The organism is Mycobacterium sp. SMC-8 (assembly GCF_025263565.1).
Lineage (GTDB): Bacteria > Actinomycetota > Actinomycetes > Mycobacteriales > Mycobacteriaceae > Mycobacterium.
In genome coordinates, this window is record NZ_CP079865.1 from 6,092,174 (window position 1) to 6,111,709 (window position 19,536).

Below are 19,536 nucleotides of genomic sequence, written 5' to 3' on the forward strand. Positions count from 1 at the left end.
TGCGGCCGTCGACCGGCGGCACCTGCCCGGGGTGCCGGGACGCCACGATCGTGCAGACCCACCTAGTAGCTCCTGGGCAGGCCGAGCACATGCTCGCCGAGGAAGTTCAGGATCATCTCCTGGCTCACCGGCGCGATCTTCATCAGGCGTGACTCACGGAAGTAGCGGGACACGTGGTACTCCTCGGAGTAGCCCATGCCGCCATGCAGCTGCAAGGCACGGTCGGCTGCTCCGAACCCGGCGTCGGCGCACAGGTATTTCGCTGTATTCGCCTCACGCCCGCAGGGTTTGCCGTTGTCGTACAGCCAGGTGGCTTTCCGCAGCACCAGCTCGGCGGCGTCCAGGCGGGCCAGCGAGTCGGCGAGCGGGAATTGCAGTCCCTGGTTCATGCCGATGGGCCGGTTGAACACGTGGCGCTCGTTGCCGTACTTGACCGCCTTCTCCAGCGCGACCCGTCCGATGCCGAGCGCCTCGGCTGCGATCAGCATCCGCTCGGGGTTGAGCCCGTCGAGGATGTACTTGAAACCCTTGCCCTCCTCGCCCACCCGGTCCTCCACCGGCACCATCAGGTCGTCGATGAAAAGCTCGTTGGAGCTCACCGCGTTGCGGCCCATCTTGTTGATCGGCCGGATGTCCACGCGGTTGCGGTCCAGGTCGGTCAGGAACAGGGTCATACCGTCGGTCTTCTTGGTCACCTGGTCATACGGCGTGGTGCGGGTGAGCAGCAGGATCTTCTCGGACTCAAGAGCTTTGGAGATCCACACCTTGCGGCCGTTCACCCGGTAATGGTCACCTTCGCGCTTGGCGGTGGTCGTGATGCGCGAGGTGTCCAGCCCCGCACCGGGTTCGGTCACCCCGAAGCACACGTGCAGGTCGCCGTCGACGATCCGGGGCAGGGTGCGGGCTTTGAGCTCGTCGGAGCCGTGCTTGACGACGGGCTGCATGCCGAAGATCGACAGGTGGATCGCGCTGGCGCCGTTCATCGCCGCACCCGAACGCGACACCTCTTCGAGCAACAGCGTGGCCTCGGTGATCCCGAGACCGTGTCCGCCGTATGCCTCGGGGATGGTCATACCGAGCCAGCCGCCCTTGGCGATGGCGTCGTAGAACTCCTGCGGGAACTGGTGGGCCTGGTCCTTCTCCATCCAGTAGTGGTCGTCGAACCTGCCCGCCAGTTCCGCCACCGACTTGCGGATCAACTCCTGATCCTCGGTCAGTTCGAAACTCATACCGCCCGGCATAGCTGCCTCTCCTCTGCTTCAAACCGCCGAAATTGCATTCCAGTAGCGAAAGTGCGAGTGCTCACCTGCTGGAATGCGATTTCGACGGTGGTTTGCTCAATCTTTGTTGCCGGTGATCGACTTGGCGCTGGCCGCGAAGTCGGCGAAGGTGGCGCCGGTCTTCTCCTTGTGGGATAGGGCTTGGATGGAGACGTCGTGTCCTTCGGCGGCTTTGCGTAGGGCCCCGACGGTGGCCTGGTCTTTGGGGATGTGGCTGAACGGGTCGAAGTGATACCAGCGCATCGCGTTCTGGTAGGTCATCTTGTCGACCTCGTCGTCGGGCACGTTGTTGGCCTTGAGGACCTCGTCGAGCTGCTCAGGCGCCCCGGGCCACATCGAATCACTGTGCGGGTAGTCGGCCTCCCAGCAGATGTTGTCCACCCCGATCTGATGCCGGGTGGCCACCCCCACCGGATCGGCGATGAAGCAGGTCAGGAAATGCTCGCGGAACACCTCGCTGGGCAGCTTGCCCTTGAAGTCCTGCCCGGTCCAGGTCGAATGCATCTCATAGGTCCGGTCCACCCGCTCCAGGAAATACGGGATCCACCCCGTCCCCCCCTCGGACAACGCGATCTTCAGATCCGGATACTCCTTGATCGGCCGCGACCACAACAGATCCGCCGCGGCTTGGACGATGTTCATCGGCTGCAACGTGATCATCACGTCCATCGGCGCATCCGGGGCGGTGATCGCCAACCGCCCCGAGGACCCGATATGCACATTGAGCACCGTGTCGGTATCGACCAACGCATCCCACATCGGCTTCCAATGCTCGAAATCATGGAAACTCGGATAGCCCATCGCCGCCGGGTTCTCGGTGAACGTCAACGAATGCACCCCACGGGCGGCATTGCGCCGGATCTCAGCCGCACACGCCTGCGGATCCCAGATCACCGGCAACGTCATCGGAATGAACCGCGCCGGATAGGCCCCGCACCATTCCTCGACATGCCAATCGTTGTAGGCCTGCACCAACGCCAACGAGAACTCCGCATCCTCGGTGGCGAACAACCGGCCCGCGAACCCCGGAAACGACGGAAAACACATCGACCCCAAAATCCCGCCGGCATTCATGTCCTTGACCCGCTCATCAACCTGCCAACACCCCGGCCTGATCTCATCGAGCCCCTGCGGCTCCAGGCCGTACTCCTCTTTCGGCCGGCCCGCCACCGCATTGAGCGCCACGTTCGGGATCACCACATCCCGGAACTGCCAGGTATCACTGCCATCCGGGTTATGCACCAACCGCGGCGCCTCATCCAAATACCTGCGCGGCAGATGATTCTTGAACATATCCGGCGGCTCGACGATGTGATCATCCACGCTGATCAAAATCATGTCGTCCTTGTTCACGGTGGCTCTCCTTCCGCCCCTGGGCTCCCACCCCGGGACATGCGGTCTCGGCCTTATGTTCTCCTTCCAAGGAAACTAGCTTCTCCAGGAGCGAGAATCAACGTTCAATAGCGACATTCGCGCTGGCAGATCCCCCCAACCGGGACGCCCGCCGCGTCCGCCGCCCGGCGCGTCCGACCTGCTGCGTTGACGACGCACGGGAAAAGTGGAAATCTATTGGCGAAATATGAGAACCTGATTCTCATGAGTGAGAGGAGGCCGGCAGTGAGAGTGGCCCCACTGCCCGCAGACCATTGGGACGAGGCCGTCGACAACGCGCTGTCGGGCCTGATGCCGGCCGAGCGGCGCAACCCCGAAGCGACCGGAAACCTCGTCGCGACCCTGGTGCGCCACCCGAAGCTCACTAGAGCGTTCCTGCGTTTCAATTTTCATCTGCTGTACGGCTCCAGCTTGCCGGCGCGCATCCGCGAACTCGCGGTCTTGCGCGTCGCGCACCTGACGAAATGCGAGTACGAGTGGCGCCACCACCTCAACATGGGGCGGGAGGCCGGATTGTCCGACGACGTCATCGACGGCGTCGCCCGTGGTGAGCTCTCAGATGAGCTCGACCGCGCCGTGCTGGCCGCCGTCGACGAACTGCACCACGACTCCGTCGTCTCCGATTCCACCTGGACAGTCCTGTCCGCCCGTCTTGACGAGCGCCAACTGATGGACCTCGTCTTCACGATCGGCTGCTATGGCTCATTGGCCATGGCTATCAACACCTTTGGCGTAGAGCCAGACTCCAACATCGAAGCAGAAAGGTAGCCACCGTGGCATTTTTCAAGAAGCCCGACGTCGGCAGCTGGACCGAGAACTGGCCCGAACTCGGCACAGCACCGGTCAACTACGAGGACTCGATCGACCCCGAGCACTGGAAGCTGGAGCAGCAGGCCATCTTCCGCAAGACATGGCTGCAGATGGGGCGCATCGAACTCGTCCCCAAGAAGGGTCGCTACATCACCCGTGAGCTGCCATCGGTCGGCCCAGGTGTGTCGATCATCATCGTCAACGACGGCGAACAGATCCGCGCGTTCTACAACCTGTGCCGCCACCGGGGCAACAAGCTGGTGTGGAATGACTATCCCGGCGAGGAGACGTCCGGCACCTGCCGCCAGTTCGTCTGCAAATACCACGCCTGGCGCTACGACCTCCAGGGCAACCTGACGTTCGTGCAGCAGGAGCAGGAGTTCTTCGACCTCGACAAGGCCGACTATCCGCTCAAGCCGGTGCGCTGCGAGGTGTGGGAAGGCTTCATCTTCGTCAACTTCGACGACAACGCCGTCTCGCTTGAGGAGTATCTGGGCGAGTTCGGCCAGGGCCTCAAGGGCTACCCGTTCCACGAGATGACCGAGCACTACAGCTACCGTTCGGAGATCAAGTCGAACTGGAAGCTGTTCATCGACGCGTTCGTGGAGTTCTACCACGCTCCGATCCTGCACATGAAGCAGGCGGAGAAGGAGGAGGCCGAGAAGCTGGCCAAGTTCGGCTTCGAGGCGCTGCACTACGACATCAAGGGCGATCACTCGATGATCTCGTCCTGGGGCGGAATGAGTCCGCCGAAGGACCTGAAGATGGTCAAGCCGATCGAGCGGATCCTGCACAGCGGCCTGTTCGGCCCGTGGGATCGACCGGACATCAAGGGCATCCTGCCCGACGAGCTGCCGCCGGCGATCAACCCTGGCCGCCACAAGACCTGGGGCCAGGACTCGTTCGAGTTCTTCCCGAACTTCACGCTGCTGTTCTGGGTGCCGGGCTGGTACCTGACCTACAACTACTGGCCCACCGGCGTGGACACCCACATCTTCGAGGCCGACCTGTACTTCGTACCGCCGAAGAACCTGCGCGAGCGGCTCTCTCAGGAGTTGGCCGCGGTGACGTTCAAGGAGTACGCGTTCCAGGACGCGAACACCCTCGAAGCGACGCAGACGCAGATCGGCACCCGTGCCGTGCTCGATTTCCCGCTGTGCGATCAGGAGATCCTGCTACGCCACCTACACCACACCGCCCACAAGTACGTCGACCGGTACAAGGCGTCTCTGGCCAACGGGCACGGGTCCTCGAACGGCGAACACGCCTCCGCAAGCGAGAAGGAGTCCGCACATGCCTAAGCTGCCGGAAGAGTTCGCCGATCTGGAACGGTTCTCGGACTGGTGCCTGCCCACCGAAGAGGAGCGCTACCAGAAGCGGTTGAATTCCACGATGGAGGAGATGCAGGAGCTCTACGACGCCGGCATGGCACGGCTCGAAGACATCATGGTGTACGTGGACGCCCGCTTCCCGCTCGCCTCGATGCCCGACGACGCCAAAGCGCTGGTGCACCTGGGACAGTCGATAGTGATGGTCAGCTTTCCGATCGAGGTGTGGAAGCAGCCGCGCGTGCTCGACAGCGGCGCGGCCTACATCAAGCTGGTCAAGGAGCCGGTGGTCTAGGCGTGCCCCCACCACCCCCAGAGTCCGATGCTCTTCGCGCAAGCGGCTCATCGACCACTCTCAGAGCCGCGGGTTACGTCGACGTCGACGCCGGCGAGATCGTCCGGCCGGGCGTCATCCATGTCGCCGACGGACGGATAGTCGGCCTCGGCGGTGATACACCGGAAGGTTCAACCGAGATCGATCTGGGTGACTCGATCCTGCTGCCCGGTTTGATGGACATGGAGGTCAACCTCCTGATGGGCGGGCGCGGAGAGAACCCGGGCCTGTCTCAGGTGCAGGACGATCCCCCGACCCGGGTGCTGCGTGCGGTGGGAAACGCCCGCCGCACGCTGCGTGCCGGGTTCACCACCGTCCGCAACCTCGGGCTGTTCGTCAAGACCGGCGGATACCTGCTCGACGTCGCCCTCGGTAAGGCGATCGACGCCGGCTGGATCGAAGGCCCGCGCGTCATCCCGGCCGGTCACGCCATCACCCCGACCGGCGGCCACCTCGACCCGACGATGTTCGCGGCGTTCATGCCCGGCGTGCTCGAGTTGACCATCGAGGAGGGCATCGCCAACGGGGTCGACGAGATCCGCAAGGCGGTGCGCTACCAGATCAAGCACGGTGCGCAGCTGATCAAGGTGTGCTGTTCAGGCGGTGTCATGTCACTGACCGGAGAGGCCGGCGCACAACACTATTCGGACGAGGAACTGCGCGTCATCGTGGACGAGGCACACCGCCGCGGGTTGCGGGTCGCGGCCCACACCCATGGCGCGGAGGCGGTCAAGCATGCCGTCGAGTGCGGCATCGACTGCATCGAGCACGGCTTCCTGATGGACGACGAGGCCATCCAGATGCTGGTCGACAACGACCGCTTCCTGGTGAGCACGCGCCGACTGGCCGAATACATGGACGTCTCGAAGGCACCGCCGGAACTGCAGGCCAAGGCCGCGGAGATGTTCCCGAAGGCGCGGACGTCGATCAAGGCCGCCTACGAGGCGGGCGTGAAGATCGCCGTCGGCACCGACGCACCGGCGATTCCCCACGGCAAGAACGCCGACGAGCTCGTCACCCTCGTCGACTGGGGCATGCCACCGGCGGCGGTGTTGAAGGCAGCGACCGTGGTGGCCGCGGACCTGATCAACAAGTCCGACTCGCTCGGCCGCCTCGCCGAGGGATACCTTGCCGACATCGTCGCGGTACCGGGCAACCCACTGGACGACATCGGCGTTACACGCAACGTCAACTTTGTAATGAAGGGCGGTAAGGTCTACCGACATGAGCAACCGCACTGAGGATCTCGTCGAGATCCAGCAGCTCCTTGCGAAATACGCGGTCACCATCACCCAGGGTGACATCGACGGACTGATGTCGGTGTTCACACCGGATGGCACCTACAGCGCGTTCGGCTCGACCTACACGCTGGCCCGCTTCCCCGAGTTGGTGGACGCCGCGCCCAAGGGCCTGTTCATGACCGGCACCTCCCTGGTCAACCTCGACGGCGACGATCCGGACAAGGCGACCGGCACCCAGCCGCTGTGCTTCATCGAGCACTCCAAGCACGACATGCGGATCGGCTATTACAACGACACCTACGTCCGCACCGAAGGCGGCTGGCGGCTGAAAACCCGTGCCATGACGTTCATCCGGCGCTCCGGTGAGCACGACTCCGGGCGCCCGCACGCGATCGGGAGGCCCGAAGCCGGATGACCGTCTCCGCCGACATCTCGAGCCCGTCCGAATTCCGGTCGCAGTTGACGGCCTGGCTGGACGAGAACGATCTGACCCCCGCGACCGAAGATCACTCCCTGCAGGGGCACATCCGTCAGTTCGCCCGGGTGCAGCGCGCGCTGTACGACGCCGGCTGGAGCCGCTACGGCTGGCCCGAGCAGGCCGGCGGCCTCGGCGGTCCGGCGCTGCTGCGGGCCATCGTCGGCGAGGAGGTGGTGGGCCGGCGGCTGGCCGAGCCGGGACCGTACTCGATGCTCGAGGTGCTGGCACCGACCATGATCGACTACGCGCCCGAGGAACTGGCTGCCGAGATGGTGCCCAAGCTACTCAGCGGCGAAGAGCAGTGGTGCCAGGGCTTTTCAGAGCCCGGCTCGGGCAGCGACCTGGCGTCGCTGACCACGCGCGCGGTGCAGCAGGGCGATACGTGGGTCATCAACGGCCAGAAGGTGTGGACGAGTTTCGCCCAGTACTCGCACCGGTGCATTCTGCTCACCCGCACCGGCGACGCGGACACTCCCGATCACCAGGCCATCACCGCGTTCTTCGTCGACGTCGACACTCCGGGCATCTCCGTGCGGCCGCTGCGCACGATGCACGGTGTCGACGAGTTCTGCGAGGTGTACTTCGACGACGTCGTGGTGGATGGCGGGCGCATGCTGGGCAGGCCCGGTGACGGCTGGCAGCTGGCGATGGATCTGCTGCCTTATGAACGCTCGACGTGTTTCTGGCAGCGCATCGCGTACCTGTACTCGCGGTTCGACGCGCTCGTCGAGGAGGTGAAGCGGCAGGGTCAGGGCGTCGACCAGGACATGGGCGAGGCCTATCTGGCGCTGCACACGTTGCGGTGCCGGTCGCGGGCCACCCAGCACCGGCTGGCCGACGGACACAAACTCGGTCCCGACACCTCCATCGACAAGGTGCTGCTCGCCGGGGCCGAGCAGCGGCTCTACGACACCGCACGCGATCTGCTGCCGGGCGCCGTCGAACTCGAGGACACCGAATGGCGCACGGAGTACCTGTATTCACGTGCGGCGACCATCTACGGCGGCACCGCTGAGGTGCAGCGCAACATCATCGCGCGCCGGTTGCTGGATCTCGGGAAGGAGTGAGGATGACCCCCCAGATGGACGAGGGTTCACTCGACATGCTCGAGGCCTCCCTGCGCAAGACCATGTTGGCGAAGTCCGGCCCGGATCTCGATGCGGCACTGGCCGACATGGGCTGGGCCGAGATGCTGTCGGAGGCGGCCGAGCAAGCCGTTCCGCTGGTGTTCCGGCTGTTGGGCGAAACAGGCTCGCACGCCTCGGTTCTCGTCGACGTGGTGCTGCACGCCACCGGCAACACGATCGGCGACACCGTCGAGCTGCCGTTGCCGTATGCCGGCAATACATGGGTGGTGTGGGACCGAATCAGCGCGGAGAGCCCCGAACCCACCCTCGGTGGCCTACCGCTGCGCCGCGAGGAGGAGGGCTACCCCATCCGGGTGGCCGAGGCGCGGGTGGCGGTCGGCTGGTGGCTGGTCGGCTCGGCCAGGGCGATGTTGAGACTGGCAAGGCAGCATGCGCTGGACCGGGTGCAGTTCGGCAGGCCGATCGCGTCATTCCAGGCCGTCCGGCATCGCCTTGCCGAGACGCTGGTGGCCATCGAGGGGGCCGAGGCGACACTCAGCCTCCCCGGGGCCGACAACCCCGATCTGACGGCGCTGCTGGCCAAGGCCGCGGCCGGAAAGGCTGCGCTGACGGCCGCAAGGCACTGCCAGCAGGTGCTCGGAGGGATCGGCTTCACCGAAGAACACGACCTGCATCTGCATGTGAAGCGTGCCCTGGTGCTCGACGGATTGCTCGGCAGCTCAAGGGAGCTCACGCGCCGAGCGGGCGCCGGCCTGCGGGCGCGCGGTTCGGCTCCCCGGCTGGCCCACCTCTAGATTTCCTGTGCCGTGTGTGTTTCCAGCACGAACGGCTGCAGACACGCATTGCTCGCAGACGGGGCCGCGGGCGCTGCCACTACTTGATGTTGGCCTTCATCTCGTCGAGGTTCACCAGCACCGGCCATCCCCCGACGCTGAGCGCGTTGCCGTGGCCGGTCTGGTGGACGTCGAACACCGACTGGATCGCCGCGTAGAACCCCTGCACGTCCAGCGTCTGGTTCACCGCCCGCTTGGCCTGACGCAGCGCGAACGGCGGCATCGTGGCGATCTGCTCGGCGAGAGTTCGGGTCTCGGTATCGAGCTGATCCCGGGGCACCACGCGGTTGACCATGCCCGTGGCCGCCACCTCGTCGGCTGACATCGCCCGGCCGGTGAACAGGATCTCCTTGGCCTTGCGGGGCCCGAGTTCCCAGGTGTGCCCGTGATATTCGACGCCACCGATACCCATCAGCACCACCGGGTCGGAGAACTGAGCGTCATCGGCGGCGATGATCAGGTCACACGGCCAGCACAACAGCAGGCCGCCGGAGATGCAGCGGCCCTGGACGGCCGCGATGGACGGTTTGGGCACATTCCGCCAGCGCAGCGTGTACTCGAGGTAACGCCTGGCCTCGTGCTGGATGATGAATTCCAGCGTGATCTTGTCCGGCACGGGACCGCCACCGCGCAGATCGTGCCCCGCCGAGAAATGCTTGCCGTTGGCCCGGAGCACGATCACCGACACGTCGCTGTCCTGGGCCGCCCGCGTCCACGCCGCGTCGAGTTCGTCGAGCAGTTCCGGGTTCTGCGCGTTGGCGGCCTCCGGCCGGTTCAGTGTGATCGTGGCGATCCGGTCGCTGACGTGGTAGTCGATGTACACGGGACTCCTCGGGGTTCGGGAGCGGAAAGAAGTCGGCCGGCCCGGTGCGCATCTGGGCCTTCTGTTATCACCAAGATGAGAATACTATTCTCATGGTGAGGAAGTTACAATCTCGGACACGTGCGCCGAGGGAGGGTCGAGGACCGCTATGGCAAGGCGTTCTCCGGTACAGTCAGTTCATGTTCTCCCCAATCGGTCTGCGTCTGAGCCTGCGGTGACCAGCCCCAGCGAAGAACCTGCTTGGAAGCAGCGTGCGGTCGAGCGTTCGATCAAGACAGCCAAACTGCGTGCGGCTCAACGCGTGCAGCGGTTCCTCGACGCTGCCCAGGCGATCATCATCGAGAAGGGCAGCACCGACTTCACGGTCCAGGAGGTCGTCGACCGCTCCCGCCAGTCACTGCGCAGCTTCTACCTGCAGTTCGACGGCAAACACGAACTTCTTCTGGCGCTCTTCGAGGACGCCCTCAGTCGCTCTGCCGACCAGATCCGCGCCGCCACCGCCGGCCACGAGGACCCGCTCGAACGACTGAAGGTCGCCATCCAGCTGTTGTTCGAATCGTCCCGGCCGGACCCGGCTGCCAAGCGTCCGCTGTTCACCGATTTCGCACCGCGGTTGCTGGTGTCACATCCCTCTGAGGTCAAGGTGGCCCACGCCCCGCTGCTGGCGTTGCTCACCGAGCTGATGGAGGAAGCCGGCGCGGCCGGACAGCTCCGCGAGGGCATAAACCCGAAGCGAATGGCCGCGATGACGATGCAGACCGTGATGTTCGTGGCGCAGTCCAGCGGAGACGTCGATGAAAACGCCGCGCACCCCATTACCGCGGACGAGGTGTGGGACTTCTGCGCCCACGGCTTCGCCGCCGTCTGAGACGAGAGTCACCCTCTTGCCGGCCTAGAGGCCGGCTCACTTTTTCGCGCAAGCACGTTTTCCTCGGCGACCCGATCTTGACGCTGCTCATTCCATGAGAGGACAGTTCTTCTCAACGGAGAGGAGTAATTGCGTGGGGCGAGTCTGCCATTGACACTCGCGTACCGGCAATGACAAAGTTGTGAGACAAATTGCAGCCCGATGTCTTACTGAGACTGATCCAGCGAGAGGGACACCGTGACGATCAGCGCCGACAACTCCGACGTGCAGGACGCCGATACCGCAGCGCAGTTGTACTACGACCCCTACAGCGTCGACCTCAACATGAACCCATACCCGGTATTCGCCCGCATCCGGGAAGAAGCGCCGCTGTATTACAACGAGAAACACGACTTCTACGCGTTGAGCCGTTTCGACGACGTCAACAAAGCGATCATCGATCACGAAACGTTCATCTCCGGACGGGGCGCGCTGCTGGAGATCATCAAGTCGGGCATGGAGATCCCGCCGGGCACATTGATTTTCGAGGATCCGCCGATCCACAACATCCACCGCAACCTGCTGTCACGGATGTTCACCCCGCGCAAGGTGCACGCGTTGGAACCGCAGATTCGCGAGTTCACCGCCCGCTGTCTCGATCCGCTGGTCGACACCGGCCGCTTCGATTTCGTCAACGATCTCGGCGAGCAGATGCCCATGCGTGTGATCGGCATGCTGCTCGGGATTCCCGAGGAAGATCAGCGCCGGGTCACCGATCACGGTGAGGCCACTTTGCAGAGCGAGCAGGTTGACCTGCTGGCCACCGGCGAAGTCTTCGCGGAGTTCATCGACTACCGGACCAAACATCCGTCTGACGACATCATGACCGACCTACTCAACGTCGAGTTCGCCGACGAGACCGGCACCGTGCGCCGGTTGACCCGCGACGAACTGCTGATGTATCTGACCGTCGTCGCCACCGCGGGGGCCGAGACCACCACCCGACTGATCGGCTGGGCCGGAAAGACGTTGGCCGACTATCCCGATCAGCGTCGCGAGCTCGTCGAGAACCCGGAACTGATCCCCGCCGCGGTCGAAGAGATCCTGCGCTGGGAGCCGCCGGCCTTGCAGGTGGCCCGCTACGTGGCGCGCGACACCGAGTACTACGGCCAGAAGGTGCCTGCCGGCAGCGCCATCCTGCTGCTGGTCGGGGCGGCCAACCGTGACCACCGCCGCTTCGCCCCCGACGGCGATGTCTTCGACATCCATCGAGAACTACGCTCGCACCTGACCTTCGGCGCCGGAACACATTTCTGCATGGGCAACGCCCTCGCCCGGCTGGAGGGCCGCATCGCCCTGGAGGAGATCCTCAAGCGGTTCCCGTCCTGGGAGGTTGACTGGCCAAACGCCCGTCCGTCACAGACCACGGCGGTCCGCGGCTGGGAATCCATGCCCACCTTCGTCTCTTGATTCCGAACAACCCACCACCACAAAAGGATTGAACGACATGGCAGGACGTGTAGAAGGCAAGGTCGCTTTCGTCACCGGTGCGGCGCGCGGGCAGGGACGCGCGCATGCCGTCCGGCTGGCCGAAGAGGGCGCCGACATCATCGCCGTCGACATCTGCAAGCAGATCGACAGCGTGCTGATCCCGCTGTCCTCGCCGGAGGACCTCGCGCAGACCGCCGATCTGGTCAAGAACGCCGGGGGCCGCATCCACACCGCCGAGGTCGACGTGCGTGACTTCGACGCGTTGAAGGCCGCCGTGGACGCCGGCGTGGAGGAGTTCGGCAGGCTCGACATCATCGTCGCCAACGCCGGCATCGGCAACGGCGGGCAGTTGCTGCACGACACCGGTGAGCCCGACTGGGACGACATGATCGGCGTCAACCTGTCCGGCGTCTGGAAGACCGTCAAGGCCGGCGTCCCCCACATCCTCGAAGGTGGCCGCGGCGGCTCCATCATCCTGACCAGCTCGGTCGGCGGTCTGAAGGCCTATCCGCACACCGGCCACTACGTCGCCGCCAAACACGGCGTGGTCGGCCTGATGCGCACCTTCGCCGTCGAACTCGGCGCTCAGAACATCCGCGTCAACTCCGTGCACCCGACCAACGTGAACACCCCGCTGTTCATGAATGAGCCGACGATGAAGCTGTTCCGCCCCGATCTGGAGAACCCGGGCCCTGACGACATGAAGGTCGTGGGCCAGTTGATGCACACCCTGCCCATCGGGTGGGTGGAGCCCGATGACATCGCCAACGCGGTTCTTTTCCTGGCGTCCGACGAGGCGCGTTTCATCACCGGTGTCACACTGCCGGTCGACGGCGGCAGCTGCCTGAAGTAACCGACGCCAGTGACCGAGCCCCGAACTGCCGTCCGAGCAGGACAAGTGGCCGCGGTACCGCGCATACGTCTGCGGCTGACGCATTCGGCGAAACCACCGTGATCATGAGGCGCGAGTGGTTGCATATCCGTCCATGAGGCGGCTCAACGGCATGGACGCCATGCTGTTGTACAGCGAGACCCCCAACCTGCACACCCACACCCTCAAGGTGGCTGTGATCGACGCGTCGGGCTACGACGGTGACTACGGTTTCGACGCGTTCCGGCGCACCGTCGCCCGGCGGCTGCACCTTCTCGACCCGCTGCGGTACCGGTTGGTCGACATCCCGTGGCGGCTGCACCACCCGATGTGGCTGGAGGACTGTCCGGTCGACCTGGACTATCACCTGCGCCGCGTGCAGGTGATAGTCCAGGTCGACCGGGCCGGCGGCGCGAACTCGACCGTGTCATCGGAGAAATCGCCAGCACACCGCTGGACCGCAGTAAGCCGCTGTGGGAGTTCCACTTCGCCGAAGGCATGGCCGACGACCGCTTCGCACTCATCGGCAAGGTGCACCACACCCTCGCCGACGGTGTCGCATCGGCGAATCTGCTTGCCCGGCTGATGGATCTGGCCGGCGACGTGCAGGACGAGCGGGACGAACCGCCCGCGTCATGCGAGCAGCCCTCCGCGCGGGAGCTGCTGCGCGCGGCACAGCTCGACCACGTCCGGAACATCGCTGGGCTTCCCGGACTGGTGGCCGACGCCGCGCGGGGGGTCAGGCGGCTGCGCCGCCGCAGCAGGCAGCGTCGGGCCGTGCCCGACCTCGCCAAGCCGTTCAACGCTCCGCCGACCTTCCTCAACCACATCGTGTCCCCGGTACGGACCTTCGCGACCGCGACGCTCTCCCTAACCGAGGTGAAGGAGACCACGAAACACCTCGGTGTCACCTTCAACGACGTGGTGCTCGCCGTAGCGGCCGGCGGTCTACGCGAGCTGCTGCTGCGCTACGACGGTCGCGCCGACCGCCCGATCATGGCGACGGTGCCGGTGGCCACCGACAAGTCCACCGAAAGGATCACCGGCAACGAGATCGGCGGGATGATGGTGTCGATGCCCGTGCACATCGACGACCCGCTGGAGCGGGTGCGGTTGATCTCGCTGGCCACCGCGCGCGCCAAGGAGACGCACGACCTTCTCGGTCCCACGCTGCAGGGCAGAATGCTCGAATACCTGCCGCCGCCTTTGGCGCCCGCGTTGTTCCGGGCGCAGGCCAAGCGCGCCGACCACAACCGGCTGATGAACGTCGCGGTGTCCAACGTGCCCGGCCCAAGGCGGCGCGGACACATCGGCGGAGCGCCGGTGAGCGAGATCTATTCGGTCGGTGTGCTTTCCGCCGGCTCGGCGTTCAACATGACCGTGTGGAGCTACGTCGACCAACTCGACATCGCGGTGCTGTCCGACGACCGCACGTTCGACGACCCGCACGAGGCCACCGACGCTGTCGTGCACGCCTTCGACGAATTGCGCCGGGCCTGCGGTCTGCCCTCGGCGGGCACGGTCGATTCCGCCATGGCGCCGGCGACCGCCGAAGGCTGACTCAGCTCCCGCGGAGTTCGTTGCGCAGAATCTTGCCGGTGCTGCCGCGCGGCAGCTCCTCCATGATGGTGATGTCGCGGGGCACTTTGTAATTCGCCAGGTTCTCGCGGACGTGTTGCTTGAGTTCGTCGACGGTGACGCTGCAGCCCGGGGCCGGGACGACGAACGCGGACAGCCGCTGCCCGTACTGTTCGTCGTCGACGCCGAGGACGGCGGCCTCAGCAACCGCGGGGTGGGCGACGAGTGTCTTCTCGACCTCGATGGGATAGACGTTCTCGCCGCCGGAGACGATCATCTCGTCGTCCCGTCCGACCACGAACAACCGGCCCGCCTCGTCCAGGTAACCCAAGTCTCCCGAAGCCATGAAGCCGTCGTGGAAGTCCTTGTTGGCGCCGGAGGTGTAACCGTCGAACAACGTGGAGCTGCGGACGAAAATCTGCCCGACCTCCCCCGTCGGCACCTCGCGGTGGTCTGCGCCGAGGATCCGGAGCTGCGTGCCGTCGGCCGGCCGGCCCGCGGTGTCCGGCGCGGCACGCAGGTCGGCGGGCGTCGCGGTGGCGATCATGCCGGCTTCGGTGGCGTTGTAGTTGTTGTAGATGACGTCACCGAACTGGTCCATGAAGGCGGTCACGATGTCGGGGCGCATCCGTGAACCAGAGGCGGTGGCGAACCGTAACGTCTTGCCGCTGTATCGGTTTCGCACGTCATCGGGGAGTTCCATGATCCGATCGAACATCACCGGCACCACCGCCAGACCGGTGGCGCGGTGGCGGTCGATCAACTCCAGCGTCGCCTCGGGATCGAACTTGCGGCGGGTGACGATGGGGCAGGCAAGCAGCGCGGCGAACAGCAGTTGCGAGAACCCCCAGGCGTGGAACATCGGCGCGGCGACCACGATCGGTTCCTCGGCGCGCCACGGGGTCCGGTCGAGTACGGCCTTGAGGTCACCGGCGCCCCCGCTGCCGGCAGAACGCTTGGCGCCCTTGGGGGTCCCGGTCGTGCCGGAGGTCAGCAGAATGACGTCGCTCTTACGCTCGGCCGGTTTCGGGCGCAGGCCCAGGTGCGCGTCGATCAGGGCTTGCAGCGTGGAGGGACGTGACCCATCTCCCGTCGCTACGCTCGCCCCTGATCCGTCGTCGACCCAGCCCAGGATCCGCTGCGCATGCGGCCGGTTTCGCAGCGCACGGTCCACCGTCTCGGTGAACTCCTGGTCGTAGATGACGACGTCGGCGCCCTCCCGGTCGATGACCTCGGCCATCGCCGGGCCGGCGAAAGACGTGTTCAGCAGCAGCACGTCCGCGCCGATGCGGTTCGCCCCGACAAGCGCCTCGACGAAACCGCGGTGGTTGCGGCACATCACCGCGACGGTCCGCGGCGCATGCTGTTGCAGTGCGACACCGAGCGCGTCGCAGCGGTCGTCGAGCTCCTTCCACGTCAATGTGCCGAGTTCGTCGATGATTCCGGGGCGGTCCGGGCACCGCTGCGCGGCCGCGGCGAACCCAACCGTCGCGGTCAGCCCCGCGCGGCGCATCGCCAGACCCATCCGCAGATACCGGTCGGGGCGCATCGGCGCGATGAGCCGTGCGCGCCAGAGTGTGGCAAGGAGGCCCAGCTGATCGGCCATCGTCACCCCAGCACCGGGAAGCGGCGTTTGCGGGCGAGTTCATCGAGTGCAGCCTGCATCACCGACCGGATGTGCCGGTCAACCTCGTCGATGTCGGGATCGCCTCCGAACTCGGCGGTGATGTCGACGGGGTCGAGCGCCCGGGTCACGATCTTCGACGGCAGCGGCAGGTTGGGCGGGAAGATCACCGACAGCCCGAACGGGAACCCCACACTCACGGGCAGGATCTCCATCCGGGCGCGGGTCAGGCCGATCCGGCGGGCGATCGAATCGCCCCGGGCGAGGAACATCTGCGTCTCCTGGGCCCCGATCGACACCACGGGAACGATCGGCACACCGGCTTCCAGCGCGGTGCGCACGTATCCGGTGCGGCCGGCGAAATCGACCACGTTCGCCGTCATGGTCGGCCGGTACGAGTCGTAGTCACCGCCGGGGAACACCAGAACCACCGCGCCGGAACGCAACGCGGCCGCCGCGTTCTCACGGCTGGCTTCGATAACCCCCGCCTTGCGCAGCAGGTCGCCGAGCGGGCCCATGAACACGCCGTAATGAGCAAGCGTGTACAACGGTCGATCGAAGCCGAAGTGTTCGTAGAACGCGGGCGCGAAGACCATCACGTCCGGTGTCAGCATGCCGCCGGAGTGGTTCGACACCACCAGCGCGCCGCCCTCGGAGGGCACCGATCCGATGCCGTGGACCTCCGCGCGGAAGTAACGCCTGATCACCGGCCCCACCCAATTGGCGATTTGCCGGGTGAATCCGGGGTCCCATTTGGCCGTCTCGGCGCGCGCGTCGGACATGGTGGCGAATATGATACTCTCCGATAACGAGAATGTCATATCCGCAGCCAGGAGGCTATCTTATGTCGGGTGCCGTCCTCGTCACCGGCGGCTTCGGCCTCGTCGGGTCCGCAACGGTGCAGCGGCTGGTGGAGCTGGGCCGCCGCGTCGTCGTCGCCGACCTCGGCACCCCGGCCAACCGCGCCGCCGCCGAACGCCTTCCCGCCGGGGTGTCGGTTCGGTGGACCGACCTGACCGATGCCGACCAGACCGCCCGACTGGTCGCCGAGGTCGCGCCCGAGGTGATCATCCACCTCGCGGCCATCATCCCGCCGGGGATCTACAAGAATCGGGCGTTGGCGCGCCGCGTGAACGTGGACGCGACGGCCACACTGGTGCGCGTCGCTGAGGCCCAACCCACTCCCCCGCGTTTCGTACAGGCGTCCAGCAATGCCGTCTACGGCGCGCGCAACCCATTCATGTCGGAGGGTCCCGTCACCGCGGATACGCCGATGAAGCACTCCGACCTGTACAGCGCGCACAAGGCCGAAGCGGAGACGATCGTGCGCTCCTCGTCACTGGAGTGGGTGGTGTTGCGCCTCGGCGGTGTGCTCAGCGTCGACCCCAAGGCGATTCCGTTCAGTGCCGATGCACTGTATTTCGAGAGCGTGCTGCCTGCTGACGGCCGGTTGCACAGCGTCGATGTCCGGGATGTGGCATGGGCTTTCGCCGCCGCGACGACGGCCGAGGTGGCACGCGAGATCCTGCTGATCGCCGGGGACGACTCACACCGCGTGCTGCAGGGCGAGGTGGGTCGCGCCCTTGCCGAGTCGCGCGGCCTCAAGGGCGGGCTGGTGCCGGGACGTAAGGGGAACCCCAACAGTGACGAGGACTGGTTCGTCACCGACTGGATGGACACCACCCGCGCCCAGGAGGCGCTGCAGTTCCAGCACCATTCCTGGCAGGACATGCTCGACGAGGCGCACCGGCGCGCCGGCGCGTCACGGTATGCGCTGCGGGTCGCGGCGCCGCTCATCAGGGCGATCCTCAAGCGGCGCTCGGCCTACTGGAGGCAACCCGGTCAGTACGCCGACCCCTGGGGCGCGATCAAGCGCAAGATCGGTGACCCGTCGCCTGATTCGTAGTCGGCCCGGTCCGGCTTAGCCTGGATACACCGATCGGCGGTTGGTGTGGGGTTGAATCTGGTTGTGAGGCTTTGAGCTGATGTATAGGTCCCAGTGGGCGTGGCTGATCGCCCGATCTCGGTATCGGGTTGTTCCTGTTGGTGTTTCGCGTCGAAGGCCGGTAGGGAGTGGTCTGATTAGGCCGTGAGCGGCTGATATCGGCCGAAGAGGTTGCCGAACAGCAAGTTCCATGCGTGTTCCCAGGGCCAGTTGCGCGGCAGGTGCAACGTCAGCCGTCGTGCCGAGGAGGCGATGCGTGCGGGCACGGTGATCAGCGTGCGGCGGATGGTGGCGGTGCGGGCCTTGGCCAGCGTGGGGCCGGTGAGGGTGGCCGCGGCGCGGGTGAGGTTGAACGCGATGACCGCCAGCACCAACCATGCACTATTGGCCGAGAACCGGCCTGACGGTAGATGGGCCAGCGCGGAGGCTTTCAGGTCGGCGTGGACCTGTTCGATGATCGCGTGGCCGCGGTGAGTCTTGTCGGCGGTGACGGTGTCCAGATCGGTGGTCGTAAAGAAGGCGTGAAACCGCCAGGTGTCGAACAGGGTGGCCTGTCCATCGCTGGTGGGGTTCAGGTCGGGGATGCGGCGTACCACCAAGCGGCCCGGGACCTGCTGGTGGGTTTTCTTGGAGCTGAACGCGGTGAATCCGATCTCGGCGACCTCGGCCCGGGAGATCCATTGGCCGGTGTTTTCGTCGTAGACGGCGTCGGTGTACTCGATCGAGGTCCACGCATCATCGTTGATGGCCGCGATCGCAGCCTTGACTTTCGAGTCCAGGGGCACGGTGATCGACACCTCGGCGCCACCGCGCAGCGCCGCGCCCACGCTGCGGTGACCGTAGAACGCCGAATCGGCGCGGACCAGCGGCTTGCTGGTGGCCTCGGGTGAGCGCAGCCGTGTCACAGTGGACAGGGTGTCGCTGATCATGCGGGCAGCTCCGCGTGGGGAGCCACACGAGCCTTTGCGCAGGCGTTGGGCGGCGATCACCGGAGCACACTGACCGGTGGTGACCGTGGCCAGCGGGGCGTTGAGACCCCGGACTCCGGAGTAGCCGTAACCGGATCCTTGCTTGCTGTAGCCGTGGACTTCGATGATGGTGTCGTCGAGATCGACCAGCACGGGGCCGTCGATGCCGGCCAGCACCGGGGTGCGTTCGTGCAGGCTCGCCAGCACCCGCGCCGCGATGGCGTCGAGTTGGCGGACGTGGCCGAAGCTGAATTCCCGCAGGAACGAGCCCAGCGTCGAGGGTGCATACGGACGGTCGAACACCGTGCGCATCGCGCCGTGGCGCAGCAGGCGCATATCGTCGATGCTGTCCGCGCCAGCGACCATCCCCGCGACCAGCGCGCTCACCTTCGCCCCCGCGTTGGAGCCCTTGTCCGTGGGCACCGTGAGGTGCTCATCAGCCAACGCGGCCAGACCGCATTCTTGCGCCAACGCGGTGATCGGGACCAGTCCGGCGCACGACACCAGGTTCGGATCATCGAAGCGGGCCGCCGCGACGGGCCGAGTGTGAGATAGTTGCATCTACGAGATGCCCTTCGTAGTGGCTGAATTGGATCCTGAACAAA

At 65.7% G+C, this 19,536-nt stretch carries 17 protein-coding genes and 1 pseudogene; 12 read left to right on the plus strand and 6 right to left on the minus strand.

The features are described 5' to 3' along the window. Nucleotides 1–62: 62 nt before the first annotated feature. Both KXD97_RS29245 and KXD97_RS29250 read right to left on the minus strand, forming a co-directional pair. Nucleotides 63–1,229 carry an acyl-CoA dehydrogenase family protein gene (locus KXD97_RS29245; RefSeq protein ID WP_396884594.1) on the minus strand — a complete coding sequence of 389 codons (1,167 nt, stop codon included), beginning with the start codon at nucleotides 1,227–1,229 and terminating at the stop codon, nucleotides 63–65. A 108-nt stretch (nucleotides 1,230–1,337) separates the two neighbouring features. Continuing rightward, a complete protein-coding gene (locus KXD97_RS29250) occupies nucleotides 1,338–2,633 on the minus strand; it encodes an amidohydrolase family protein (protein ID WP_260754508.1) in 1,296 nt (431 codons plus the stop codon). 264 nt (nucleotides 2,634–2,897) lie between these two features. On the opposite strand from KXD97_RS29250, the gene KXD97_RS29255 reads away from it, so the two are divergent. The 7 genes from KXD97_RS29255 to KXD97_RS29285 are packed head-to-tail and all read left to right on the plus strand — an operon-like array spanning nucleotide 2,898 to nucleotide 8,745. After that, nucleotides 2,898–3,440, plus strand: a complete 543-nt coding sequence (locus tag KXD97_RS29255) for a carboxymuconolactone decarboxylase family protein (RefSeq protein WP_260754509.1) — start codon at nucleotides 2,898–2,900, stop codon at nucleotides 3,438–3,440. A gap of 5 nt (nucleotides 3,441–3,445) precedes the next feature. Next, complete coding sequence (locus KXD97_RS29260) at nucleotides 3,446–4,783, plus strand: aromatic ring-hydroxylating dioxygenase subunit alpha (protein ID WP_260754510.1); 1,338 nt, start codon at nucleotides 3,446–3,448, stop codon at nucleotides 4,781–4,783. After that, the gene (locus KXD97_RS29265; RefSeq protein ID WP_260754511.1) at nucleotides 4,776–5,105 is read left to right on the plus strand and encodes a hypothetical protein; all 330 of its coding nucleotides are present in this window, start codon (nucleotides 4,776–4,778) and stop codon (nucleotides 5,103–5,105) included. Before KXD97_RS29260 ends, KXD97_RS29265 begins: the two co-directional genes overlap by 8 nt. A 2-nt stretch (nucleotides 5,106–5,107) precedes the next feature. Then, on the plus strand, nucleotides 5,108–6,385 hold the full coding sequence (locus KXD97_RS29270; protein WP_260754513.1) for an amidohydrolase family protein: 1,278 nt from the start codon (nucleotides 5,108–5,110) through the stop codon (nucleotides 6,383–6,385). Continuing rightward, entirely contained in the window at nucleotides 6,369–6,800 is a 432-nt protein-coding gene (locus KXD97_RS29275; RefSeq protein ID WP_260754515.1) for a nuclear transport factor 2 family protein, read from the plus strand. The genes KXD97_RS29270 and KXD97_RS29275 overlap by 17 nt, the downstream gene beginning before the upstream one ends. Continuing rightward, nucleotides 6,797–7,930: an acyl-CoA dehydrogenase family protein gene (locus KXD97_RS29280; protein ID WP_260754516.1), complete on the plus strand. Its 1,134-nt coding sequence runs from the start codon at nucleotides 6,797–6,799 to the stop codon at nucleotides 7,928–7,930. The genes KXD97_RS29275 and KXD97_RS29280 overlap by 4 nt, the downstream gene beginning before the upstream one ends. Nucleotides 7,931–7,944: 14 nt before the next feature. Beyond that, a complete protein-coding gene (locus tag KXD97_RS29285; RefSeq protein ID WP_260758208.1) occupies nucleotides 7,945–8,745 on the plus strand; it encodes an acyl-CoA dehydrogenase family protein in 801 nt (266 codons plus the stop codon). Between the two features lie 79 nt (nucleotides 8,746–8,824). Here KXD97_RS29285 and KXD97_RS29290 read toward each other — a convergent pair whose 3' ends face one another. Continuing rightward, nucleotides 8,825–9,607, minus strand: a complete 783-nt coding sequence (locus KXD97_RS29290; RefSeq protein ID WP_260754517.1) for an enoyl-CoA hydratase — start codon at nucleotides 9,605–9,607, stop codon at nucleotides 8,825–8,827. A gap of 148 nt (nucleotides 9,608–9,755) precedes the next feature. Here KXD97_RS29290 and KXD97_RS29295 point away from each other — a divergent pair, with 148 nt between their 5' ends. The 4 genes and pseudogenes from KXD97_RS29295 to KXD97_RS29310 all read left to right on the plus strand — a co-directional run bounded on the left by KXD97_RS29295 (nucleotide 9,756) and on the right by KXD97_RS29310 (nucleotide 14,376). Further along, entirely contained in the window at nucleotides 9,756–10,475 is a 720-nt protein-coding gene (locus KXD97_RS29295; RefSeq protein ID WP_260754518.1) for a TetR/AcrR family transcriptional regulator, read from the plus strand. A gap of 237 nt (nucleotides 10,476–10,712) precedes the next feature. Then, a complete protein-coding gene (locus KXD97_RS29300) occupies nucleotides 10,713–11,924 on the plus strand; it encodes a cytochrome P450 (RefSeq protein WP_260754519.1) in 1,212 nt (403 codons plus the stop codon). 37 nt (nucleotides 11,925–11,961) lie between these two features. Continuing rightward, entirely contained in the window at nucleotides 11,962–12,798 is an 837-nt protein-coding gene (locus KXD97_RS29305) for a mycofactocin-coupled SDR family oxidoreductase (protein ID WP_260754520.1), read from the plus strand. A 133-nt stretch (nucleotides 12,799–12,931) separates the two neighbouring features. Then, a pseudogene (locus KXD97_RS29310) lies at nucleotides 12,932–14,376 on the plus strand (wax ester/triacylglycerol synthase family O-acyltransferase). A 1-nt stretch (nucleotide 14,377) separates the two neighbouring features. Here the strand turns inward: KXD97_RS29310 and fadD12 are convergent. Next, complete coding sequence (gene fadD12 / locus KXD97_RS29315; protein WP_260754521.1) at nucleotides 14,378–16,000, minus strand: acyl-CoA ligase FadD12; 1,623 nt, start codon at nucleotides 15,998–16,000, stop codon at nucleotides 14,378–14,380. A 2-nt stretch (nucleotides 16,001–16,002) separates the two neighbouring features. Beyond that, on the minus strand, nucleotides 16,003–16,839 hold the full coding sequence (locus KXD97_RS29320) for a lysophospholipid acyltransferase family protein (protein WP_396884595.1): 837 nt from the start codon (nucleotides 16,837–16,839) through the stop codon (nucleotides 16,003–16,005). Between the two features lie 23 nt (nucleotides 16,840–16,862). Here KXD97_RS29320 and KXD97_RS29325 point away from each other — a divergent pair, with 23 nt between their 5' ends. Beyond that, on the plus strand, nucleotides 16,863–17,924 hold the full coding sequence (locus KXD97_RS29325) for an NAD(P)-dependent oxidoreductase (protein WP_260754524.1): 1,062 nt from the start codon (nucleotides 16,863–16,865) through the stop codon (nucleotides 17,922–17,924). 176 nt (nucleotides 17,925–18,100) lie between these two features. Here the strand turns inward: KXD97_RS29325 and KXD97_RS29330 are convergent, their stop codons facing one another. Further along, nucleotides 18,101–19,492: an IS1380 family transposase gene (locus KXD97_RS29330; RefSeq protein WP_260754525.1), complete on the minus strand. Its 1,392-nt coding sequence runs from the start codon at nucleotides 19,490–19,492 to the stop codon at nucleotides 18,101–18,103. Between the last annotated feature and the right edge of the window lie 44 nt (nucleotides 19,493–19,536).

Bases quoted from the DNA above. Each gene is read 5' to 3' on its own strand.
- KXD97_RS29325 (WP_260754524.1), top strand. From the start codon at position 16,863: ATGTCGGGTGCCGTCCTCGTCACCGGCGGCTTCGGCCTCGTCGGGTCC.
- KXD97_RS29275 (WP_260754515.1), top strand. From the start codon at position 6,369: ATGAGCAACCGCACTGAGGATCTCGTCGAGATCCAGCAGCTCCTTGCG.
- KXD97_RS29320 (WP_396884595.1), bottom strand. From the start codon at position 16,839: ATGACATTCTCGTTATCGGAGAGTATCATATTCGCCACCATGTCCGAC.
- KXD97_RS29265 (WP_260754511.1), top strand. From the start codon at position 4,776: ATGCCTAAGCTGCCGGAAGAGTTCGCCGATCTGGAACGGTTCTCGGAC.
- fadD12 (WP_260754521.1), bottom strand. From the start codon at position 16,000: ATGGCCGATCAGCTGGGCCTCCTTGCCACACTCTGGCGCGCACGGCTC.
- KXD97_RS29330 (WP_260754525.1), bottom strand. From the start codon at position 19,492: ATGCAACTATCTCACACTCGGCCCGTCGCGGCGGCCCGCTTCGATGAT.
- KXD97_RS29245 (WP_396884594.1), bottom strand. From the start codon at position 1,229: ATGAGTTTCGAACTGACCGAGGATCAGGAGTTGATCCGCAAGTCGGTG.
- KXD97_RS29295 (WP_260754518.1), top strand. From the start codon at position 9,756: ATGGCAAGGCGTTCTCCGGTACAGTCAGTTCATGTTCTCCCCAATCGG.
- KXD97_RS29285 (WP_260758208.1), top strand. From the start codon at position 7,945: ATGGACGAGGGTTCACTCGACATGCTCGAGGCCTCCCTGCGCAAGACC.
- KXD97_RS29305 (WP_260754520.1), top strand. From the start codon at position 11,962: ATGGCAGGACGTGTAGAAGGCAAGGTCGCTTTCGTCACCGGTGCGGCG.
- KXD97_RS29280 (WP_260754516.1), top strand. From the start codon at position 6,797: ATGACCGTCTCCGCCGACATCTCGAGCCCGTCCGAATTCCGGTCGCAG.